This window comes from Vibrio sp. Vb1026, from assembly GCF_033338745.1.
GTDB classification, from domain to species: domain Bacteria; phylum Pseudomonadota; class Gammaproteobacteria; order Enterobacterales; family Vibrionaceae; genus Vibrio; species Vibrio alginolyticus.
Genome location: NZ_JAWOTH010000029.1, coordinates 1 through 19,097, shown reverse-complemented (window position 1 = coordinate 19,097; position 19,097 = coordinate 1). Strand labels below are relative to the sequence as shown.

The window sequence follows — 19,097 nt, the reverse complement described above, 5'->3', positions numbered from 1 at the left end:
AGAGTATCGAATGACCCAGCTAGTGCTCTAGCGGATCTGTAAGATATTCTGTTGTAGTTGGTTGTGTACTTCTAGCGAACGTGAGTTTGCTTGGAAGTTACGCTGAGCAGAGATCAGGTCCACCAACTCCTGCGTCATATCAATGTTTGACTGTTCCAGCATACCGTTATTGATGGTGCCGAAAGAGCCTTTATTTGATTCACCCCAGATCTTGTCACCAGAGAACTGCGTTGAATCCCATTGAGTGCCGCCTTTCTTATCCAGACCTTGCTCGTTTGGAACACGTACGAGAGCAACACGACCCAATGTAACGTTTTCACCGTTTGAGTAAGTTCCCAATACGCTGCCGTTTTCATCGAAGTCAACTTTGGTTAGGAAGCCCGTCGTTGCACCGTCTTCGTCAAACTTAGTCAGTTCGAACGGAGCCGCAAACTGTGTTGCTGAGCCTAAGCCGAAGTTAAGCGTCTGCGCAGGATCGGCACCATTCATATCGACTGGTGTCGTGTTCGTCGCCGGATCGCCCAGAGCCACAGAAGTGATTGGCTGACCATTGTTCAAGCTCGCCAACGTACCATCGTTGTTGAACTTCATGGTATGCCCCACATGACCTGTTGGCGTTTGCGCATCACCAGCCGCAACATTTAAAGGCTTTTCACCTTCTTTATCTGTCACGGTGTAGTAAGTGTTCCATGTATTTGGCTGAGTCTGATCTTTCAAGTAATACGTCGTTAGCTTGTAAGACTGACCCATCGAGTCATAAATTGTCGAAGAGGTTGAACGGTTGTATGTATCTGGGTCTGAAAAATCAAACTGCGTTGGATCTTTCAAATCGCCGTTCGCTGGCAAGTTCACACCCACTTCAATGTTTGCTGTTTGTTTTGGCTTACCAAATTCAGCAGGAATATTGATGGGTTGTGGCTCGTATGAAGAAACCTCACCAGAGCTTGGGTCCACTTGGTAACCTAATAAGAACTCATCGTTCGCGGTCACCATGTAGTTTTCTTTATTTAAGTGAAATGCACCATTACGTGTCAGTTCATTCTGTTGTGGAGTTAGACGCTCTTTCGCTACAGCGAAAAAACCTGTCCCCGAAACACGCAAATCCATTGGGTTGTTGGTGTAAATGCTAGAGCCTTCATGGAACTGCTGTGCCACTTGGCTTGCTTGCGCACCACCACCCGGTGTGGTTTTTGCGTTAGTAAATAAAGAGTTAGAGTAGACATCAGCAAACTCAGCACGGGACTCTTTAAAGCCGTAAGTGTTGGCGTTCGCAATGTTGTTACTGGTGGTGTTCAAATCCAGTTGGGCGGCGGACAAACCGCTTAAAGATACATATGACATTCCAAAATCTCCTAATCTAGCGAGCTATGACTACGCTTTGCCGACTTCCAATACTTCTGCAAGTCGAACTGGCGATTCAAAACCAGCCAGATTGAGTAATACGTTTCCGTCACCTTTGCCAAGCAATACGCTGTTTACGTTGGCGTATGTCGATACTGGGAACTCTTGCGACTCCCCTTCAACTAAGCCAGACGCTTTCACTTTGTATTTGCCAGCTGGCAGTGGATTTCCGCTTTCATCTTTACCGTCCCAAAGCACACGCGTGTCGCCGGCTGGTTTCGCCCCTACCTCAAAGGTACGAACCAGTTGGCCAGCTTCATCCTCTACACGAACAAACAGATTATCGATAGATTGTGAAAGCTTAACCATTGCCGCCATTGGTGCGTCATCCTGCTTCACACCTGCTGCTCCTGGGACCAATACGTCACGCCCTACCAAAGAGGAAGCTTGTAACGCTTGATTTGATGTCATTGACGAATTCAAACTCTCAAACTGAGTGTTCATCTTGCCAATGCCATCAACGGTCGCAAATGAAGCCATTTGCGCAATCATCTGGTCATTACTTACCGGCTTAAAAGGGTCTTGCTGAGACAGTTGCTTCGTGAGCAATGATAAGAAGTCTTCCTGTTTTAGGTCCTGCTTACCCGTGCTCTCTTCCGCTTTCTTGTTACTCTCTTGTAGACTTTTAAGCTGGTCGATATAGGACAAGCCGCTTTGACCAACGTTGTTAATTCCGGCCATACGCTACCCCCTTATCCTTATTGACCCATCTGCAGCGTACGCAGCAGCATTTGTTTACTAGAATCAGCGACCTGTACATTAGTTTGGTATGCACGAGAAGCTGAGATCATGTTTGCCATTTCTTCCATTACATTGACGTTAGGCTTGTAAATGTAGCCTTCTTCGTTTGCAAGGGGATGGTCTGGGTTGTACTCCGCACTCAGCGGTTTATCACTTTCTACAATACCCATCACTTTCACTGGCACCGTATCACCGCCACGCATGGCGTTACTTAACTCTGCACCAAACACGGCATGACGCGCTTTGTAAGTGTCTTTCGCAGAGCTGCTGACACTGTCGGCGTTCGCCAAGTTGCTTGAGGTAGTATTCAGACGAACGGATTCAGCGCTCATTGCAGAACCTGTCACATTGAAAACGTTAAATAAGCTCATCTAAATTATTCCCCTTTGATTGCTTTGGTTAAGTTCTTGAATTTGCTGCCTAGAAAGTCGAGTGATGCTTGGTGTCTGATTTGGTTTTGCATAAACAAGTTACGCTCTAAATCCAAGTCTACCGTGTTGCCATCTCCCGTATCTGGTTGCGTAGGAAGACGATATAACTTGTCCCCAACCAACGTTGTAGTGGCAGGAATATGCCGACCATCTGTGCGACTAAGACCAATGCTTGCCCCAGATGTTGCCGCTTGCAATTCCTTCGCAAAGTCTAAACCTCTTGCTTTGTAACCAGGCGTGTTTGCTTGTGCGATGTTGGTGGAAATCACCTCTGCATTGCGCTCACGTACGCCCACCGTGTGCTGGTGGATGCCTAGTGCATTGTCAAAAGATATAGCCATGTTTGCCTCTACAATTAAGAACTGACCGTGATTGATAACCAAAAAGCAATTAGCATGCCAAAACCTAAAGCATTACACCAACCTAGTGGTTACCGTGAATTGAAATAGCAATAAGTGAGCCAAAGTAACTGGAATGTCATGTCGTATCACTTTGCTCACTTAATAAAGATACACCGTGTTGAGGGCACAAGGCAAAAACGCGCTTCAACTAATTGAGTGATACATGAAGCGCTCGGCGCAGAAAGGTAACAAACAAAAAAGCCTGACACGAAGTCAGGCTTTTCTATCAATGAAGAGATACCGCTATTTAAGCTTGTAAATGATGCCCGGATTACAGCGCACCATTTCAAATTTATCAGTCAGACCAGTTAGCGACTCTGATGCCCCTAACAGCAAGTAACCACCAGGGTTTAAACTGCTCGCCATTTGGTTAAGCACTTTAGATTTCATTTCTGGAGAAAAGTAAATCAATACGTTACGACAGAAAATGATGTCGAACTTACCCATCAGTGCGTAACTGTCCATCAGGTTTTGTGGACGAAAGTTCACCAAACGCTTGACGTTATCTTTGACTTTCATGCGACCACCGTCCGCATTTTCAAAGAAGGTGCGACGACGTTCTGGTGAAAGCCCGCGACCCAAAGCCAAGTTGTCGTACACCCCTGCACGACACATCTCGAGCATACTTGCCGAAATATCTGTGGCTGTAATGGACACGTTTGGTAACAAGCCCGGCTTGCGCTGTTGCGTTTCCAGGATCGTCATTGCAATAGAATACGGTTCTTGGCCCGATGAACTGGCAGCAGACCAGATCTTAATTGGGCGCTTGCTTGCCGCTACTTCTGGCAATAATTTGTCAGCTAAAACCGTGAACGGATAAGTATCTCGAAACCACAAGGTTTCGTTAGTCGTCATCGCATCCACAGCGGCGACTCGTAATTCTCGATTACGCCCTGTAACAACATCACGTAGCAAATCTGATAACGATGCGAGCTTAAACTTCGTCACTAAAGGACTCAGTCGGCTACGCACGAGGTATTGCTTGCTATCACCTAACACGATGCCACATTGCGATTCTAGAAAACGGCTAAAGTCACGATACTCTTGATCACTGATTGTAATAGCAGTCATTAATGTCTCTTTTATTGTGTTAATGCAGATTTAACCGCGTTACCCAACTCATCTGGGTTAAATTTCGCAATGAAGGTGTTGGCACCTACACGCTCAACCATAGCTTGGTTGAATACACCACTTAATGAAGAATGGAGGATAACATAAAGGTCTTTCAAATCGGCATGTCTGCGAATTTCAGCCGTTAAGGTATAGCCGTCCATTTCTGGCATTTCAATATCGGAAATAACCAACGAAATTTGATCGTAGATATTGCCTTCTTGAGCCATTTCAATCAACTTATTGTACGCTTCTTTGCCGTCTTTGACAGATACGACCTCAAAACCGATGGATGTAATCGCACGCTCTACCTGTTTACGCGCGACCGTCGAGTCATCAGCAATCAGTATGCGGCGTACAATAGGCTTTTCTTGTTCTGCTTGTGCGATTTCTTCGCCAATAGCGGAATCCATCGTTTCATCAACTGGCGCAATTTCTGCCAGGATTTTTTCAACGTCAAGGATTTCAACCAGCTCATTGTCAATGTTTGTAACGGCAGTCAAGTAGTGCGCTTTACCTGCGCCGTCTGGCGGTGGCAAAATCGCTTCCCAATGCATATTGATAATACGCTCAACCGATGATACCAAAAATGCTTGGATCGTACGGTTAAATTCTGCAATAACAACAAAACATTTATCTAAATCAGTGGTTGGGCGGCCACCAATTGCCAGGCTCAAATCAATAACGGACACGGTATGGCCGCGGATATGAGCGATACCTTTAACCAGAGGGTGTAGATTTGGCATTGAAGTCAGCTTAGGGCACTGTAGTACTTCTTTCACTTTGAATACGTTAATGCCGTAGCGCTGTCGGCCCATCAGTCGAAAGGTCAATAATTCCAATCGGTTCTGACCGACGAGTTGCGTACGCTGATTCACCGAGTCAAGAATCCCCGTCATATGCTCATCTCCATCTCAAACTTTTTGTTTTTAAATGATACTCTACCACTGGCAAGCACGATACCAGGGAGACAGTATGGCGTATTTCACTTTCACTTCGACACCATTGACTATGACAATATGTAGAGCGCTAATTACAAAGTACGCTAAGTCTATCGGCATTTTGCTCAGTATGTTTAGCTTTTTTGTTCATTCAGCTTCAGATAATCAGATCGAGCAAATAAAAACAGCAGCAGAACAACATATTCTTGCTACGGTTGATCAGCCTGATGGTGGCGAGCTATCTGTTAATGCGGCAGAGATCGACTCGAGAATAAAAGCAACGGATTGCCCTGTTCCGTTAGATACATCTGCCTCTTCCACCAGCAGCACGAGAAGTAACATCAATGTGTTAGTGGAATGCCAACCGGATGACTGGAAAGTCTATGTCCCTGTGAGGATCTCGGTATCAGTACCAATGATCGTCGCTACACGAACACTAGGGAGAGGAGAAATCGTCAGCGCATCGGATGTTACCACTTCCATGATCGAGCTACAGCGCTTTCGTAAAGATGGATTTTCTAGCTACGATCAAGTGGTTGGGGCAAAGCTAAAGCGTAATGTTCGCTTAGGCGATGTCGTAGAGAGAAATGATGTTTGTGTGGTATGCCGAAATGAAAAGGTCATTATCAAAGCGGTGAATTCTGGCATGACGATCACAACGCAAGGCACAGCATTGCAGGATGGTTCAGCTGGCGATCAAGTAAGAGTGAAAAATGATAAGTCGCAACGTATAATAGAAGGCATAGTGACTGACATTGCGGAAATCACTGTTAATTTTTAATACCCACTGGTAGCGTGTTTAAACTGATCAATAAAAATGCAAAAAATGACTAAAGTTATTTTTGCGCTGGTCGATAGTCTGGATACCAGTATTACGATACAAGGCAAAGGTTAAACATGGCAGGTATAGATAATATACGTTCAGGGCAAATGATGACGACAACAAGTCGCGCACCTGCACGTAACGATTCCAATGCTACCAGCACGACAGAATCAAAAAAGGCGCCAGCGCAACAAGACGCAGTATCACTCAGCCAGCAAAGTAAAGCCGTCAGTAAACTCCAGAAGGATATGGCAGCTTCTCCGGCATATGACAGCGCCAAAGTTGCAGCAATCAAAGAAGCTATCACAAACGGTTCATACAAAGTCGATCCTGAAAAATTGGCTGACAACATGATTAAGTTTGAAAACGAATTGCAAGGCAAAAGCTAACTGACTTAGGCCGAAGGTAAGTATTTTATGGCAGCATTAGTCGATCTCGTTAATTTCCAGCTAGAAAATGCTAAGGCACTTTCCGCTGTTTTACGCCAAGAAACACAAGCAATAACGGCGCGTGTCTCTACCGAGATTGAGAACATTGCCAAACAGAAGATGACGCTCATTGATCAGCTCAGAACAACTGATCAGCGAATCGCCTCTCACCCGCACGTCAATCAACTTACTGAAGATGAGCACCTAAGTCAGGTTGTTGCTCAAATCCAATCGATCGTCCTCGACTGTCAACAAGTTAACCAAGTAAATGGCGAATCGCTTAGTCGCGCACAGCTGAGCTTCAATAAACTCAACAACATGCTCCAGCGAACTCATGGCAAAGTTGGCATGACCTACAATGCGGGCGGAAAAACCCACACCATCTCGACGCTTGGCACCAATATAAAAGCTTAAACGTCACTCCTACCCTCAATTCCCGCGCTCACGTAGATATAAAAAAGCGACTCATTGTTACCAATCAGCCGCTCAAAAAGATTATCTGTCTAGTGAAATGGTTTAAAACAAAGTTTGCTGACGCTTCTCAGGCACTTGCTGAACTTCTCCATAATCACGTAGCTTATCCATCTTACGGATATCCAGACGCAGCTCAGTCACATAACTGTCTTCAACAAGATAACTACGCACAACTTCTGCACCACGAATTACACCATCGACGGCACCAGTGGTGCTTTCAATACCCAAACGCTGGTCTTGCAGCTCTGCACGTCCACTAACACGCATGCCATAAACTTGCTCTGCTAGCTCACGATAAGCATCAATTTTTGATGCGCGCATTGCACGTACACGCTTTTCTTCTACTGTGCGGCCTGTTTGCTCACTGACGCTGGCGTAGCCCACCGCCACTAAGATTTCATCTTGACGCATCTGTTGTAATGGCTGACACCCAACCAATATCAGTGTGGCAACAATAAATAATAACTTCTTCATGCTTCTATCCTATGGACGGAGAATCACAGTGTACGGCTGACGAATGGTAGGGTCAGAACGAATCAACACACCATCTTGTGTGCGGATGCTATTTAACGTATCTAAGTCACGCCCAATACGGTCAGCCGGAAGGAAACCTTGCGCTGTCGCTACAACTACACGGCTTTGCATGCCAACCACGCGTGCATTGACAAGCACTCCCCCCTCTTGGCGCAGCATCGTTCCGGTCAATACATACTGAATTTGCTGCTCTTGAGCTAAATCTTGCCAATCACGACTTAAAGCAAAATCGCCCTGTTGCGTCACTTGAATAGAGCCCGTAGTTTTGAAATCAACCACTTTAAACCCTCGGCGCTGAAACTGATGGATAAAACCTTCAGAGACCGAGTTACCTAACCAGTTTGTTGCATCCATATTTTGTAGATCAACAAACGAGGTAATCGCAATCGGTGTCCGCGCTGATACTGCCACATTAGAAACCATCAGGTCTTCTGTCATGCTCTCAATGAAAAAGTCCATCGTATGACGCGGACTATCCATCAGCATGAACTGGCTTCCCGAGTAAGGTTCTTTACCATTGTAAATCGGTGAGTACGCGCACGATGTCAGAAGCGTCATCATCGATGCAGCGACAAGCCACTTTTTCATGGTTTGATTCTCCAGATAATCTTAGGTGATACCGTTCTTTATTAATTCCTTTCCAAGAAAGTGAATATTGGAACAGTCTTTGCTTTTCTTTGTTTGCCTAACGAAGAAAAACCCACCAAACTTCACTGAATTTGTTAAAGCAATATTTATACCCGAACGGTTGTAACCAATGAAAAAAATATTAAACAGTCTGTTTTCAATCACTTTAGTGATGCTTCTGCCTTTTAAGGTAATGGCATCTTGGTATGAAGTCACAGGCGTTGCCACCATCGTTTCTTCAGAAGAGACGGCAAGGCTCCATGCGTTGGAAGACGCGCTGTTCAAAGCCGTCAATTTTTCGGGCGCAGATATTGGCAGTATTAGCAACTTGATGCCGCTATTAGAAGAAAGTCGCAACGAATACCAGTTTACCAATCATGAAGTCCGTTACATTTTGGTGGAGTCTGAACGCAAACGTCGCGGTAAAGTCGAGGTAAAAATCCGCGTTGATATTTATCCATCGGCAACGGGTTGCCACACCGATCAATACAAAAAGACAATGCTGGTCGGCAATATTGAGGTCGCATCACCACAACAAGCAGTGATGGGACAAATTTATCAAGTTGGTGACGATTTTAGCCACGTAGTGAACCGTCAACTTGATCAAACCTCACGCAGCTTTGTGTCTGTTGGTACAACGGACTACTCAATAAGCAGCAACTATCCTGCTCGCACTCAAATGATCGCGCAAGACAATGGCGCACAATACATCATTGGAGGGGTCATTACCGATCTCACTGCAACGGTCGAATCTCAACTATTGCAAGATGACATCATCAATCGTCAGTTTGCGTTAGAAATGAAAGTATTTGATGGTAAAACTGGCCATGAAATCTTCAACAAAGCCTACCGTGAGGTCGCGCGTTGGCCATTTGCTAAGACGAGTCAAGTGGACACTCGTAGTGCACGTTTTTGGGCATCGACCTATGGCGAGATGATGCTTCGCGTTAGTCGCAATATTATGTTGGATCTGGAGTCGGAGCTATCTTGCAAAATTACACTGCCAGAGGTTGTGGCAGTCTTCGGTAATACCGTAACGATGGATCTCGGCCGTATGCACGGCGTAAAAGAGGGAGACAAATTGCAGCTTTGGCACACCGCGTCGTTTATCGACCAAAATGGATTGCCAAGAAACAAAGTCTCGCAAAGCGAAATTACATTAACGGTATCACGCATATACGAACACGAAGCGGAACTGACGATTGATCAGCCAAATTTAGCATCTAGCGTTCAAATTGGCGACGTAATGAACAAGATCCTATAAAAGCAAACATTAAGTCTTGAGATATGCTCACTTTTGAATATCATAGGCAGCGCATCTTATTTGATTATACCAATGACCGTAGCGAATCGTTCAACGTGATGCTGATACAGATCTGGTAGATTGCTAGATTTGAACTCAGTAAAACAGTGCAATGAACTGCAACTATTGGTATTACGCCCCCATGGCACAGCTGGATAGCGCAGTCCCCTCCTAAGGGACAGGTCGTAGGTTCGAATCCTACTGGGGGCGCCATATCATAGCCTTAGCTCCCACTTGAGCTAAGGCTTTTTTGTATCTTCAATTTCAAGCCTCGCACTGCTCCCCCTAGTACACCGTGTTAGATAATCTTCCCAGTAATCAATATGATCGGATCGGGTGTTTCGGTTACGGGATAAACCCTTCTACTGATCTGACTTCTTCCCCTTGAAATCATTTCAACAAGCCCTATTTACAGTTTTGTATTTTATTACTTTAATTATCTATGAGTTTTGCTTACCCTTTTAGCTATTAATAAAATTATTAGTTAGCACTATGTCTAAGAGCAATTTAATAACTAACACTGGACACCGCTTTATTTCTAAAGGCAAGACAGCCTTTAAGATACATATCCATACCCCCGAGGATACGGTACTACACCGCTCGGTAGGATTTGTTCGTATTGGAGAAAAGAAAGGCTTACAAAAAGCCATTAAGCTGAGAAACGAGTTAGGCCGGCAAATGTGGGGCAAATTCTGGCGACGTCTTTTGAAAGACCCTTACCTAATGACTAGGCTTCCACATAGCGTTGAGCCTAAAATCGTTCACAAGCCTAACCCTACTCTTGAAAACCCTGACAACCGAGATACGTGTTACATCGCCAAGTGGCGAGAGTTCAATGATGACGGTGAGTATAAATATAAAACGGTGGTTCGCTCTATTAGTAAGTACGGCAAACTTGCCGCCTACATGCAAACCAAAAAAGCGTTGTTAGAAGCACATAAAGATAACTTGGAGATCCTGACATTTATGGGGCGTTTAAACAGCATTGATCTTAAGTAATACCTGGCCACTTTGAACATTTCAGTCAGTTTTTTGAAGAGAAATAAAAAGCCCCAAAGAGCGAACTCTTTGGGGCTTTCAGCTTCAGTCTTCTATACTACGGTCGAATAGGAGCTTATTGCTGAACTTGGTATTCAAATTCTGGAACAACGACTTCTACGCGACGGTTTTGTTGACGACCTTCACGAGTGTCGTTTGAAGCGATTGGGTTGTTTTCACCTTCGCCACGAGCTTGGATACGTGATGAATCAATACCTTTTTCAACGAGTGCGTTAGCAACAGACTCAGCACGTTTTTCAGAAACTTTTAGGTTGTAAGCTGCTGGACCAGACGTATCTGTGTAACCTACAACTTCAACGTTCGCTTGTGGGTGCTCGTTTAGGAAAGCAACTAGGTTATCAAGTTTTGCAGCGCTCTCTGGTTTTAGAGTTGTGCTGTTTAGATCGAAGCTACCTGTGCCAATTGTTTGAGTTTCGAATGTTTTCGTAACTACAACAGGCTCTTCTACCACTTCTTCTACAACCACTTCTTCAACAACAACTGGCTCTTCTACGATTACTGGCTCATCGTTGCCGCCGAATTTGAAAGAAACACCTAGTGTTGCAGTGTTACCTGTCGCACGAGTTACATCGTTGCTGATGTCAGTCAGTGTTTGGTATTCCGCACGAGCTGTTACGTTTTGGCTTAGGTTGAATTCAAGACCAGCTGCGCCTAGGTAAGAGTAATCATCTTTGCCATCAAACATTACGTAAGCGCCACCCACTTTACCGTAAAGTGCGATGTCTTCAGTGATTGGTAGGCTAAATTTAGGAGCAAGAGTGATTGCTTCTACGTGGCCACCGAAAGAAGTTTGGTTAAAATCACCGATGTTGTCGAAACCCGCTTCTACTGCGAAGTATTTATTCATTTCGTAACCAACAAAAGCGCCAAGAGTAGAATCGTCTTTGTCACAAGCCTGGCCCGCTACACACGCGTCTTCCATCCATGACTTACCCATCTTACCACCAACGTATACTTCTGCTTGTGCTGCTGAAGCCATAAGTAGAGACGCTGAAATTACCGCTGCTAATTTTTTCATTATTGATTCCTCTAAAGAAGTTCTTTTGTTAGATGCCGAAATGCGCCGTCTGACTGACGTTGTATTTCAATTCTTTTTATTCATTCCTTGAGTGAGATACTTAGTCAGCTTCTTTTTATGCACATGCATTTTTTTTATGGAAGCAACTTACGTACATTTCCTGTTCAGTGATACATATCGCCATCTCGGTATCGCTGACGGGATGAACTATAACGCTAAGAAATCGCGAGAAAAATCCCAATTCTGTCAATTTATTGTCATCAAAAATCTCGACAACATGTGATCTTAAGCAAAAAAATCCCCACGCAATCACGACGCAAACGTTTGCTTTATTTTTTGAAACAACATAGCTAAAGCAAAGGTTTTTTCTTAAAAATGAGACAAACAAAATGGAACTTTAAGGAACATGGATAAAAATCAATCAGATATTTGATATATAATCGCTCGTTTTTTATTCATGCCAACGATATTTGGATTAAAAAATCTTATCCATATTGAGGTAAATTACAGGTGAAACCATCTCTTCATTCACCAATATGAGAGAAAGTTTCTCGTTATCTAAATTGAAGATACAAAAAAGCCGCGGTTGCTCACCGCGGCTTTGTGACTATTTATTCAAAAGAACGTTCAGTTCAAAGCAATTATGCGTTTGCTTCACGCTCAGCAATGAACTCAAGCGCCATCTTAATGCGAGCAATACAACGCTCTTTTCCAACCAGCTCCATGACTGCATCGACAGAAGGAGACTGACCGCCTCCTGTTACAGCAACACGTAATGGCATACCGATTTTGCCCATGCCGATTTCCAACTCTTCACATACTGCTGCGATAACGCCATCTTTGATGTTAGCTGTCGTCCACTCAGTTAGTGCTTCCACTTTCGCTAATGCAAGTTCTAGAGGCTCTTTAGCCACGCCACGTAGATGTTTCTTCGCTGCGCCCGCTTCAAACTCAGAGAAATCTTCATAGAAGTAACGGATTTGCTCAGCTAGCTCAACTAGCGTGTTGCAACGCTCACCCACTAGCTTGATCACGTCAGTGATAGCAGGACCATTCGTTACGTCTAGTTTTTGTTGATCTAGATGCCATTGTAGATGCTCAGCAACGTACGCAGGGTCTGAGTTCTTGATGTAGTGGTTGTTCAACCATTGCAGTTTATCAGTGTTAAAAGCAGACGCTGACTTAGATACTGCGTTTAGGCTAAATAGATTGATCATCTCTTCTTGAGAGAAGATTTCTTGGTCACCATGAGACCAACCAAGGCGCACTAGGTAGTTGTTTAGTGCCGCAGGCAGGTAACCCATATCGCGGTATTGCATGACTGATACAGCGCCGTGACGTTTAGACAGTTTCGCGCCGTCATCACCCAGGATCATTGCACAGTGTGCAAATGTAGGTACTGGCGCACCTAGTGCTTCGTAGATGTTGATTTGACGAGGGGTGTTGTTGATGTGGTCTTCGCCACGAACAACGTGAGTGATACCCATGTCCCAGTCATCCACTACTACACAGAAGTTGTAAGTAGGTGAACCGTCAGTACGACGAATGATTAGGTCATCCATTTGATCGTTGCGGATTTCAATGCGACCACGGATTTGATCATCAAATACTACGCTGCCTTCTTTCGGGTTACGGAAACGGATAACACATGGATCGCCATCTTTTGCCGCTTCGTTTGCTGCTTTGATTTTTGGATGGTTAGCATCGTAGCGAGGCATTTCTTTATTTGCTTCTTGCTCTGCACGGATTTCATCTAGCAGCTCTTTAGACGCGTAACATTTGTAAGCTTTGTCTTCAGCAAGAAGCTTATCAACCATTTCGTTGTAACGGTCAAAACGTTGAGTTTGGTAGTAAGGACCTTCATCCCACTCCAAGCCTAGCCATTCCATGCCTTCAAGAATTGCATCAACCGCTTCCTGAGAGTTACGCTCAAGGTCTGTATCTTCGATACGTAGAACGAATTCACCACCTTGGTTTTTAGCGTATAGCCAAGAGTAAAGTGCAGTACGCGCACCACCAACGTGTAGATAGCCAGTTGGGCTAGGAGCAAAACGAGTTTTAACCGTCATTTGAGTTCCTTAGGGGTAATGAGCAACGAGAGATCTCTCGTTGTAATGTCAAGGATAAAAGTGGCGACATTTTACCACCGTAAGTCAATTCTACAATCGGTTTGACAACAGAAATAAAAACGGGGCAGAACCAAAAAGGCACAGCCCTGCTATTTACTGTTAAAGCACGAGACGAAATTACTTCAGGTTACGCATTGCCCATTGCATAAATTCTTGCTGCTCTTCACGGCTCAATTCATTAAACGATGCTTTGATTGTTTTGGTTTCCGCTGGAGAAGACGCAATGCTTGCCTTAGTCGATTCTTTATTCATTGCGTTATTATAGTCGGCAACTTCTCGTTCGTAATCACGAAAACCTTGCAAACCACCTTTACGAAGTTGAACCATAGAGAATGCCACTTCTTTTCCGTTTTTGTCTTTCAATACCACTTTAGGATCGAGTTCGAAGGCTCTCGCCTCTTCAATAGTACGGAATGTTTGATAAGTCAGAGAAAGCTCGGTGTCTTTTTCTGCATCAAACTCTAATACCAGCGGCTGCGAATCGAATTTACGGCGCTTTCCATCTTCAAATACGATTTGTCCAACCGTTACCGCTAATTGGTTTTCCCCATCTTTTAACTCGATGCTGTTGTTCTTGGATATCCACTCAGGGTAGACGAACTCGCCGTTGAGAACGCGAGGAACTAATTCAGATTGCAGAGTGAGTTGAGCAGCAAAAGCTGGCGCCGAAAGCATTGCGCAAAGTCCGAGAAGTGTCGTTGTTTTTTTCATCATGGTTTCTCACTTTATACCAATTTAGATAAGCCTCTAAAATTTACAGGCCAGTCATTTCAAAGGCTTATTTGAATAAGTATCAAGATAAAAAGGGCGTTTCCGCCCTTTTAGCTGCTTCTTTAATTAGAAGTAGTATTCAACACCTACAGAGAACTCGTCGTAGTCAGCAGACTTCCAACGTGCTTCTGTTGGTTTATCTAATTGAGACGCACCGTCGCCAAAGTCTAGAGTACGAGCACGTACGTACAGCACTGCCGATGGGTCTACGAAATACATAACTTGTGCTGATAACACATCGTCCGCTGTATCGTTAATTTTCTTACCATCACGCTCTAGATCAAAGTTAGCGGCGTAAGCCAGTTTGTATTGCCAATCACCCGTGGTGTACATGATAGCGGCAGACATTGCATCTTGCTTTTCACTCACACCATTGCTTGCGTCCGCTTCCATGTATTTGTATTGCGCAAAGAAAGAGATCCCGTTATCAAACCAGCCTTGTGCCCCTACCAAGTACGTGTTGTTTTCCCACGTTTGGCTTTCCATCTTGATATTACGGTTACCTTCATATGCCGCATCTAACTGGATAGGACCAATTTTGTAGTGTGCTGCGATACCACCCCAGTAGTCATCCCCTTCACCTAGACCTGCTTTATCACCTGCACCAGCTGCGATATCTAGGGAGAATTTGTCAGCAAACATTGGAGAGTCCCAGCGGATAGTGTTTGATTGACGGTCTTGGTACTTGGCACCACCAATAGCACCACCCCAGTCGTATACATCGCCGAGACCAGGGTTAGATGCTGGCCAGTCAACCAATTCGTACATAGGTGTCAAAACGCGACCCAGACGAATTTGACCCCAAGATGCACTTTCAAAACCGACGAATGTGTCACGTTCACCAAGACCTGCGCCCTCGCCACCAAAGCTAGGGTCTACATAACCGCCTTCGATTTGCCAAATAAAAGTAGGGTCGAAGTTAGCAAATTGTTTTTTACCACGGAAACCGATACGAGATTCGTTGTTTAGCTGCATGCCACCCAAATCATCGTCCGTTGCTTTGCTGCCAGAATCGTAATCGCGGTACGCGGCCTGCATCGCGATGATCCCGTAAACTTCATAAGAAAATGAATCTTTGGTTAGAAACTCTTTTGCTGCGTCACTGTTTGCACCATCAGCAAATGCAGCACCACTGAACATCATGCCGGTAATTGCCGTGGCAAGTAGGCTTTTCTTTAGGTAAGACATTATAAACCCCTATATTTTTAGTTTTTTCCATTTTCAAATTCACTAACTAGGACATGGCAGGAACTTGAAACAGTGTTTGGACGGGGCAAATATGACAAACTTTTTTCGCACTAAAAAACTTTCCCTACAGCAATCTGAGCGACTTCAAAATGAGAAGATCAAAAATAAAATAAATCAATAAAAAACAATTAGTTAACATCAAATATAAAAAATAAAAAACGTTAAAAGTACGTTTTGACACTGAACTGACATTGAGAGCATCTAAAAAACGTGAGCGACTTCATTCATCTTTTAGGTGTTTTAACGGAACTTTATATTCAAAGAGAAAAAACCTTGAGATCACTCGCAAGTAAAATGACCGTGCACTTGTGGGATTCGAGAGATTTTGACGAAATTGTTGTGAGTAGCAAATGGGTATTGACCTTACCCTTGCAGGAAGGTTTAAGCTCATAGCATCACTACTATTGAGGTGCAGATTATGTATCAGTTAGTTATACCTTTATCAGGGCTCAACTGCATGGGCTGTGCGAGAAAAGTTGAGAATGCTTTACATGCGAATCACGATGTGGAGATCCTCAATTTGTCCCCGACGCAAGTAGAGGTCAAAACCGAGTCTTCTCTTAAAGAGCTCGTCTCGTCGATTGAATCTCTTGGTTACCAAGCAGGAAATCACTACGAGCTAAACCTTTCAGGCTTAAGCTGTGGCGGTTGCGTCAAAAAACTTTCATCTTTATTAGAATCTAATCAAGACGTTATTTCTTTTGAGGCTTCAACAACGCACTTAGAGATTCGTACCCTCCTCTCCGAGCAACAAGTGATCGACTTAATAGCAACACTCGGCTATACCGCCAACCTTGATTCTGTTGAAGTAGAGAACGAAAGCTCACCAGAGACCGAACAGGTAGAAAAGCAAAGCAATATTAAAGATACGCAGGTGCCACCAGCGAGTATTCAATTGCAAATGCTGATTCAAGGCATGACGTGTGCGAGTTGCGTCTCTTCAGTAGAGAAAGCACTTACTAACGTAGAAGGCGTTGAGAAGGCACAGGTCAACCTTGCAGAACAAAGCGCACTAGTATTCGCAAGCCAAGACTCTGATGACCTCCTTAACGCAATTGTTGAATCGGTAAAACACGCCGGTTACCAAGCAGAGATCCTACAAGACGCCGCAACCCAGCAAGAAAAGCAAGCACAGCAACAACGTCAGCAACAAAAACGCTTTAAACTGGATGCTATTGCTGGCCTTGTCGTCGGTGCCCCTTTAATGATTTGGGGCGTTGCTGGCGGCAATATGATGATTCGCAACACCAACGACCAATTAGCTTGGGGCGCGATCGGTATCGTATGTTTACTCCTTCTTGCCACAGCAGGGAAACACTTCTTCAGTAACGCTTGGTTAGCAGCTACTCACAAGCGCGCCACCATGGACACGTTAGTCGCGCTCGGTACTGGCGCAGCGTGGTTCTATTCGATGCTTGTGGTGATTTTCCCAGACTGGTTCCCTCTTGCTTCACGCCACGTGTACTTTGAAGCGAGTGCAATGATCATCGGCTTAATTTCTCTTGGGCACTATATAGAAGCAAAAGCCAAAGCAAACACAACACGCTCATTGCAAGCTCTGATTAACCTGCAACCTCAGCAAGCTACGGTAATTACGGAACAAGGCGATCAACAAATCGCGGTTGAGCAAATCACGCTAGGCATGAAACTGCGTATCAAACCAGGCGAGAAAGTGCCTGTTGATGGTGTTGTGATTCAAGGTGAATCATACATTGATGAGTCGATGCTCACTGGTGAACCAGTACCAGTGTTAAAAGCGCAAGAGGCTCAAGTGTCTGCTGGGACATTAAATACCGATGGTGGATTAGTCATTGAGGCAACGGGCATTGGCGCAAATACCATGCTGGCTCGTATCATCCGCATGGTGCGCACAGCGCAAAGCAGTAAGCCAGCCATCGCGAAACTGGCAGACCAGATTTCATCGGTGTTTGTCCCTGTCGTTGTTGGCATAGCAATACTGGCCGCGCTCGTTTGGTTTGCCGTTGGCCCAGAGCCAAAAGCGAGTTATATGCTGGTGGTCACCACAACCGTCCTGATCATCGCATGCCCTTGCGCTCTAGGCTTAGCAACCCCACTTTCTGTCACGGTGGGAGTGGGTAAAGCCGCAGAGCTCGGCATTCTGATCAAAGACGCCGACGCCCTGCAATTGGCAAGCAAAGTCGACACGGTTGTGTTCGACAAAACTGGCACGCTTACCCAAGGTAAACCTAGCGTTCAGCAAGTGTTTACTCACGCCACCAGCCAAGAAGATCTATTGGCTTTAGCGTATGCGGCAGAGCGTCAGTCTGAGCACCCACTGGCAAAAGCGGTATGTGATTACGCCAAACGACACGACGCAAAAGACGTCTCATTAGACAAGTTTGAGAACGTTCGCGGGCGCGGCATTTTGGCGACGTATCAAGATAAACCGCTGCTCATTGGTTCGCTTCAATTTATGCAAACAGAGAACGTCGAGACTAGCGCACTAAAACCTGCCATCGATGAATGCGCAAAAAATGCGTGGACTCCGGTAGCTGTGGCATTGAACGGCGAACTGATCGGTCTGATCGCCATTGCCGACCCGATCAAATCAGATGCGAAACAAGCGCTCTCTGCATTAAAATCGCAAGGCATCAAAACGGTAATGCTGACGGGCGATAACCAACACGTTGCCAATGCTATCGGCCAAGAACTTGGTATTGATGAAGTGATTGCCCAAGTAATGCCAGATGAGAAAGCTCAGCACATTGAGCAACTTCAATCTCAAGGACATGTCGTGGCAATGGTGGGGGATGGCATTAACGACGCCCCTGCTCTTGCCTTAGCCAACCTTGGTATTGCCATGGGTAGCGGCAGTGATGTCGCCATTGAAAGTTCGCAAATGACCATCCTGAACACGTCACCAATGGCGGTAGTACATGCGATTGAACTCTCTCGCGCTACACTTAAGAACATGAAGCAAAACCTATTTGGAGCCTTTGTTTACAACTCGTTGGGTATTCCAGTTGCCGCTGGTGTGCTTTATCCAGCGTTTGGATTTTTGCTCAGTCCTGTTGTCGCAGGAGCGGCAATGGCACTGTCTTCAATTACTGTCGTTAGTAATGCAAATCGACTACGACTGTTTTCAGTAAAATAACCACTTCTTTTTGAGGGTATTATGAAGTTGAAACTATTGACCTTTGCAATGCTTGCGACCGTGTCCGCCAACGTATTGGCAGCCGATGTCATTAACCATAAATCGCCATACTGTGGCTGTTGTGGAGAATGGACAAAACACATGGAAGAGAACGGCTTTACGGTCGAAGAAAAATTGCACGATGACATGAACGCCATCAAACGCGATCTAGGCATCAAGAACGAACAGCTTTACTCTTGCCACACGGCAGAGATCAACGGCTATCTGTTCGAAGGTCACATTCCAGCCGAAGACATTAAAGCGTTTTTGAAAAATCCACCACGTAACGCAAAAGGCCTATCAGTACCGGGCATGCCAATGGGCTCCCCTGGTATGGAATATGGCGACAAAAAAGACAGCTACACCGTTTACGCCTTTAACGAAAAAGGCCAAGTGTTCGAATATAGCCACCACGAAGGCAACGACCAGTAAATTACCACCTTCTAAAGAAGGTGGCTTTGTGTGAGCCCCCTAAAAGGGGGCCTTTGTTTAGTCCAGCGCCAA

19 protein-coding genes and 1 tRNA gene are annotated in these 19,097 nt (G+C 45.0%); 8 read left to right on the top strand and 12 right to left on the bottom strand.

Going from position 1 to position 19,097, the window contains the following annotated elements; translation table 11 throughout:
• Nucleotides 1-27 precede the first annotated feature (27 nt).
• From flgE to R7E47_RS22975, 6 genes are all read right to left on the bottom strand, one after another.
• Nucleotides 28-1,341 (bottom strand): flagellar hook protein FlgE, encoded by a 1,314-nt coding sequence (gene flgE, locus R7E47_RS23000; RefSeq protein WP_005382030.1) that lies wholly within the window; start codon nt 1,339-1,341, stop codon nt 28-30.
• Between the two features lie 30 nt (nt 1,342-1,371).
• Nucleotides 1,372-2,082 carry a flagellar hook assembly protein FlgD gene (gene flgD, locus R7E47_RS22995; protein WP_005382029.1) on the bottom strand — a complete coding sequence of 237 codons (711 nt, stop codon included), beginning with the start codon at nt 2,080-2,082 and terminating at the stop codon, nt 1,372-1,374.
• 17 nt (nt 2,083-2,099) lie between these two features.
• Nucleotides 2,100-2,513 (bottom strand): flagellar basal body rod protein FlgC, encoded by a 414-nt coding sequence (gene flgC / locus R7E47_RS22990; RefSeq protein ID WP_005393132.1) that lies wholly within the window; start codon nt 2,511-2,513, stop codon nt 2,100-2,102.
• A gap of 5 nt (nt 2,514-2,518) precedes the next feature.
• Entirely contained in the window at nt 2,519-2,914 is a 396-nt protein-coding gene (flgB, locus tag R7E47_RS22985; RefSeq protein WP_005382026.1) for a flagellar basal body rod protein FlgB, read from the bottom strand.
• A 303-nt stretch (nt 2,915-3,217) separates the two neighbouring features.
• Nucleotides 3,218-4,045 carry a CheR family methyltransferase gene (locus R7E47_RS22980; RefSeq protein WP_005382024.1) on the bottom strand — a complete coding sequence of 276 codons (828 nt, stop codon included), beginning with the start codon at nt 4,043-4,045 and terminating at the stop codon, nt 3,218-3,220.
• Nucleotides 4,046-4,056: 11 nt separating this feature from the next.
• Entirely contained in the window at nt 4,057-4,983 is a 927-nt protein-coding gene (locus R7E47_RS22975) for a chemotaxis protein CheV (RefSeq protein ID WP_005382022.1), read from the bottom strand.
• Nucleotides 4,984-5,059: 76 nt separating this feature from the next.
• On the opposite strand from R7E47_RS22975, the gene flgA reads away from it, so the two are divergent.
• The 3 genes from flgA (at nt 5,060) to R7E47_RS22960 (ending at nt 6,690) form a co-directional block, all read left to right on the top strand.
• Nucleotides 5,060-5,806 carry a flagellar basal body P-ring formation chaperone FlgA gene (gene flgA, locus R7E47_RS22970; protein ID WP_005382020.1) on the top strand — a complete coding sequence of 249 codons (747 nt, stop codon included), beginning with the start codon at nt 5,060-5,062 and terminating at the stop codon, nt 5,804-5,806.
• A gap of 116 nt (nt 5,807-5,922) precedes the next feature.
• On the top strand, nt 5,923-6,237 hold the full coding sequence (flgM, locus tag R7E47_RS22965; protein WP_005382018.1) for a flagellar biosynthesis anti-sigma factor FlgM: 315 nt from the start codon (nt 5,923-5,925) through the stop codon (nt 6,235-6,237).
• A 27-nt stretch (nt 6,238-6,264) separates the two neighbouring features.
• Nucleotides 6,265-6,690 (top strand): flagella synthesis protein FlgN, encoded by a 426-nt coding sequence (locus R7E47_RS22960; RefSeq protein ID WP_005382015.1) that lies wholly within the window; start codon nt 6,265-6,267, stop codon nt 6,688-6,690.
• A 102-nt stretch (nt 6,691-6,792) separates the two neighbouring features.
• On the opposite strand, the gene flgP is transcribed toward R7E47_RS22960, so the two are convergent.
• The gene (flgP, locus tag R7E47_RS22955; RefSeq protein ID WP_005382014.1) at nt 6,793-7,224 is read right to left on the bottom strand and encodes a flagellar assembly lipoprotein FlgP; all 432 of its coding nucleotides are present in this window, start codon (nt 7,222-7,224) and stop codon (nt 6,793-6,795) included.
• A 9-nt stretch (nt 7,225-7,233) separates the two neighbouring features.
• Nucleotides 7,234-7,872, bottom strand: coding sequence for a FlgO family outer membrane protein (locus tag R7E47_RS22950; protein ID WP_005382013.1), 639 nt, complete (start codon nt 7,870-7,872; stop codon nt 7,234-7,236).
• A gap of 169 nt (nt 7,873-8,041) precedes the next feature.
• Between R7E47_RS22950 and R7E47_RS22945 the strand changes: the two genes are divergently transcribed.
• The 3 genes from R7E47_RS22945 (at nt 8,042) to R7E47_RS22935 (ending at nt 10,213) form a co-directional block, all read left to right on the top strand.
• Complete coding sequence (locus R7E47_RS22945; RefSeq protein WP_025768949.1) at nt 8,042-9,175, top strand: flagellar assembly protein FlgT; 1,134 nt, start codon at nt 8,042-8,044, stop codon at nt 9,173-9,175.
• A gap of 175 nt (nt 9,176-9,350) precedes the next feature.
• Nucleotides 9,351-9,427: transfer RNA gene (locus tag R7E47_RS22940), tRNA-Arg, on the top strand.
• A 279-nt stretch (nt 9,428-9,706) separates the two neighbouring features.
• Nucleotides 9,707-10,213: a hypothetical protein gene (locus R7E47_RS22935; protein WP_005382011.1), complete on the top strand. Its 507-nt coding sequence runs from the start codon at nt 9,707-9,709 to the stop codon at nt 10,211-10,213.
• A gap of 115 nt (nt 10,214-10,328) precedes the next feature.
• On the opposite strand, the gene R7E47_RS22930 is transcribed toward R7E47_RS22935, so the two are convergent.
• From R7E47_RS22930 to chiP, 4 genes are all read right to left on the bottom strand, one after another.
• Entirely contained in the window at nt 10,329-11,291 is a 963-nt protein-coding gene (locus tag R7E47_RS22930; protein ID WP_005382010.1) for an OmpA family protein, read from the bottom strand.
• 641 nt (nt 11,292-11,932) lie between these two features.
• Nucleotides 11,933-13,360: a glutamate--tRNA ligase gene (gene gltX / locus R7E47_RS22925; protein WP_005384075.1), complete on the bottom strand. Its 1,428-nt coding sequence runs from the start codon at nt 13,358-13,360 to the stop codon at nt 11,933-11,935.
• 177 nt (nt 13,361-13,537) lie between these two features.
• Nucleotides 13,538-14,134, bottom strand: a complete 597-nt coding sequence (locus tag R7E47_RS22920) for a DUF2057 domain-containing protein (protein ID WP_005382008.1) — start codon at nt 14,132-14,134, stop codon at nt 13,538-13,540.
• Nucleotides 14,135-14,257: 123 nt separating this feature from the next.
• Nucleotides 14,258-15,379 carry a chitoporin gene (gene chiP, locus R7E47_RS22915; RefSeq protein WP_005382007.1) on the bottom strand — a complete coding sequence of 374 codons (1,122 nt, stop codon included), beginning with the start codon at nt 15,377-15,379 and terminating at the stop codon, nt 14,258-14,260.
• Nucleotides 15,380-15,857: 478 nt separating this feature from the next.
• On the opposite strand from chiP, the gene R7E47_RS22910 reads away from it, so the two are divergent.
• Nucleotides 15,858-18,554, top strand: coding sequence for a copper-translocating P-type ATPase (locus R7E47_RS22910; protein ID WP_318085070.1), 2,697 nt, complete (start codon nt 15,858-15,860; stop codon nt 18,552-18,554).
• 21 nt (nt 18,555-18,575) lie between these two features.
• Entirely contained in the window at nt 18,576-19,025 is a 450-nt protein-coding gene (locus R7E47_RS22905; protein WP_005382005.1) for a DUF411 domain-containing protein, read from the top strand.
• Nucleotides 19,026-19,097 lie beyond the last annotated feature (72 nt).

Excerpts from the sequence above, each read along its gene's own strand:
- R7E47_RS22945 (WP_025768949.1), top strand. The coding sequence starts at position 8,042 with ATGAAAAAAATATTAAACAGTCTGTTTTCAATCACTTTAGTGATGCTT.
- R7E47_RS22910 (WP_318085070.1), top strand. The coding sequence starts at position 15,858 with ATGTATCAGTTAGTTATACCTTTATCAGGGCTCAACTGCATGGGCTGT.
- flgB (WP_005382026.1), bottom strand. The coding sequence starts at position 2,914 with ATGGCTATATCTTTTGACAATGCACTAGGCATCCACCAGCACACGGTG.
- flgD (WP_005382029.1), bottom strand. The coding sequence starts at position 2,082 with ATGGCCGGAATTAACAACGTTGGTCAAAGCGGCTTGTCCTATATCGAC.
- flgM (WP_005382018.1), top strand. The coding sequence starts at position 5,923 with ATGGCAGGTATAGATAATATACGTTCAGGGCAAATGATGACGACAACA.
- R7E47_RS22920 (WP_005382008.1), bottom strand. The coding sequence starts at position 14,134 with ATGATGAAAAAAACAACGACACTTCTCGGACTTTGCGCAATGCTTTCG.
- R7E47_RS22975 (WP_005382022.1), bottom strand. The coding sequence starts at position 4,983 with ATGACGGGGATTCTTGACTCGGTGAATCAGCGTACGCAACTCGTCGGT.
- chiP (WP_005382007.1), bottom strand. The coding sequence starts at position 15,379 with ATGTCTTACCTAAAGAAAAGCCTACTTGCCACGGCAATTACCGGCATG.
- flgC (WP_005393132.1), bottom strand. The coding sequence starts at position 2,513 with ATGAGCTTATTTAACGTTTTCAATGTGACAGGTTCTGCAATGAGCGCT.
- R7E47_RS22960 (WP_005382015.1), top strand. The coding sequence starts at position 6,265 with ATGGCAGCATTAGTCGATCTCGTTAATTTCCAGCTAGAAAATGCTAAG.
- flgA (WP_005382020.1), top strand. The coding sequence starts at position 5,060 with ATGGCGTATTTCACTTTCACTTCGACACCATTGACTATGACAATATGT.
- gltX (WP_005384075.1), bottom strand. The coding sequence starts at position 13,360 with ATGACGGTTAAAACTCGTTTTGCTCCTAGCCCAACTGGCTATCTACAC.
- R7E47_RS22950 (WP_005382013.1), bottom strand. The coding sequence starts at position 7,872 with ATGAAAAAGTGGCTTGTCGCTGCATCGATGATGACGCTTCTGACATCG.
- R7E47_RS22905 (WP_005382005.1), top strand. The coding sequence starts at position 18,576 with ATGAAGTTGAAACTATTGACCTTTGCAATGCTTGCGACCGTGTCCGCC.
- R7E47_RS22930 (WP_005382010.1), bottom strand. The coding sequence starts at position 11,291 with ATGAAAAAATTAGCAGCGGTAATTTCAGCGTCTCTACTTATGGCTTCA.
- R7E47_RS22935 (WP_005382011.1), top strand. The coding sequence starts at position 9,707 with ATGTCTAAGAGCAATTTAATAACTAACACTGGACACCGCTTTATTTCT.
- R7E47_RS22980 (WP_005382024.1), bottom strand. The coding sequence starts at position 4,045 with ATGACTGCTATTACAATCAGTGATCAAGAGTATCGTGACTTTAGCCGT.
- flgP (WP_005382014.1), bottom strand. The coding sequence starts at position 7,224 with ATGAAGAAGTTATTATTTATTGTTGCCACACTGATATTGGTTGGGTGT.
- flgE (WP_005382030.1), bottom strand. The coding sequence starts at position 1,341 with ATGTCATATGTATCTTTAAGCGGTTTGTCCGCCGCCCAACTGGATTTG.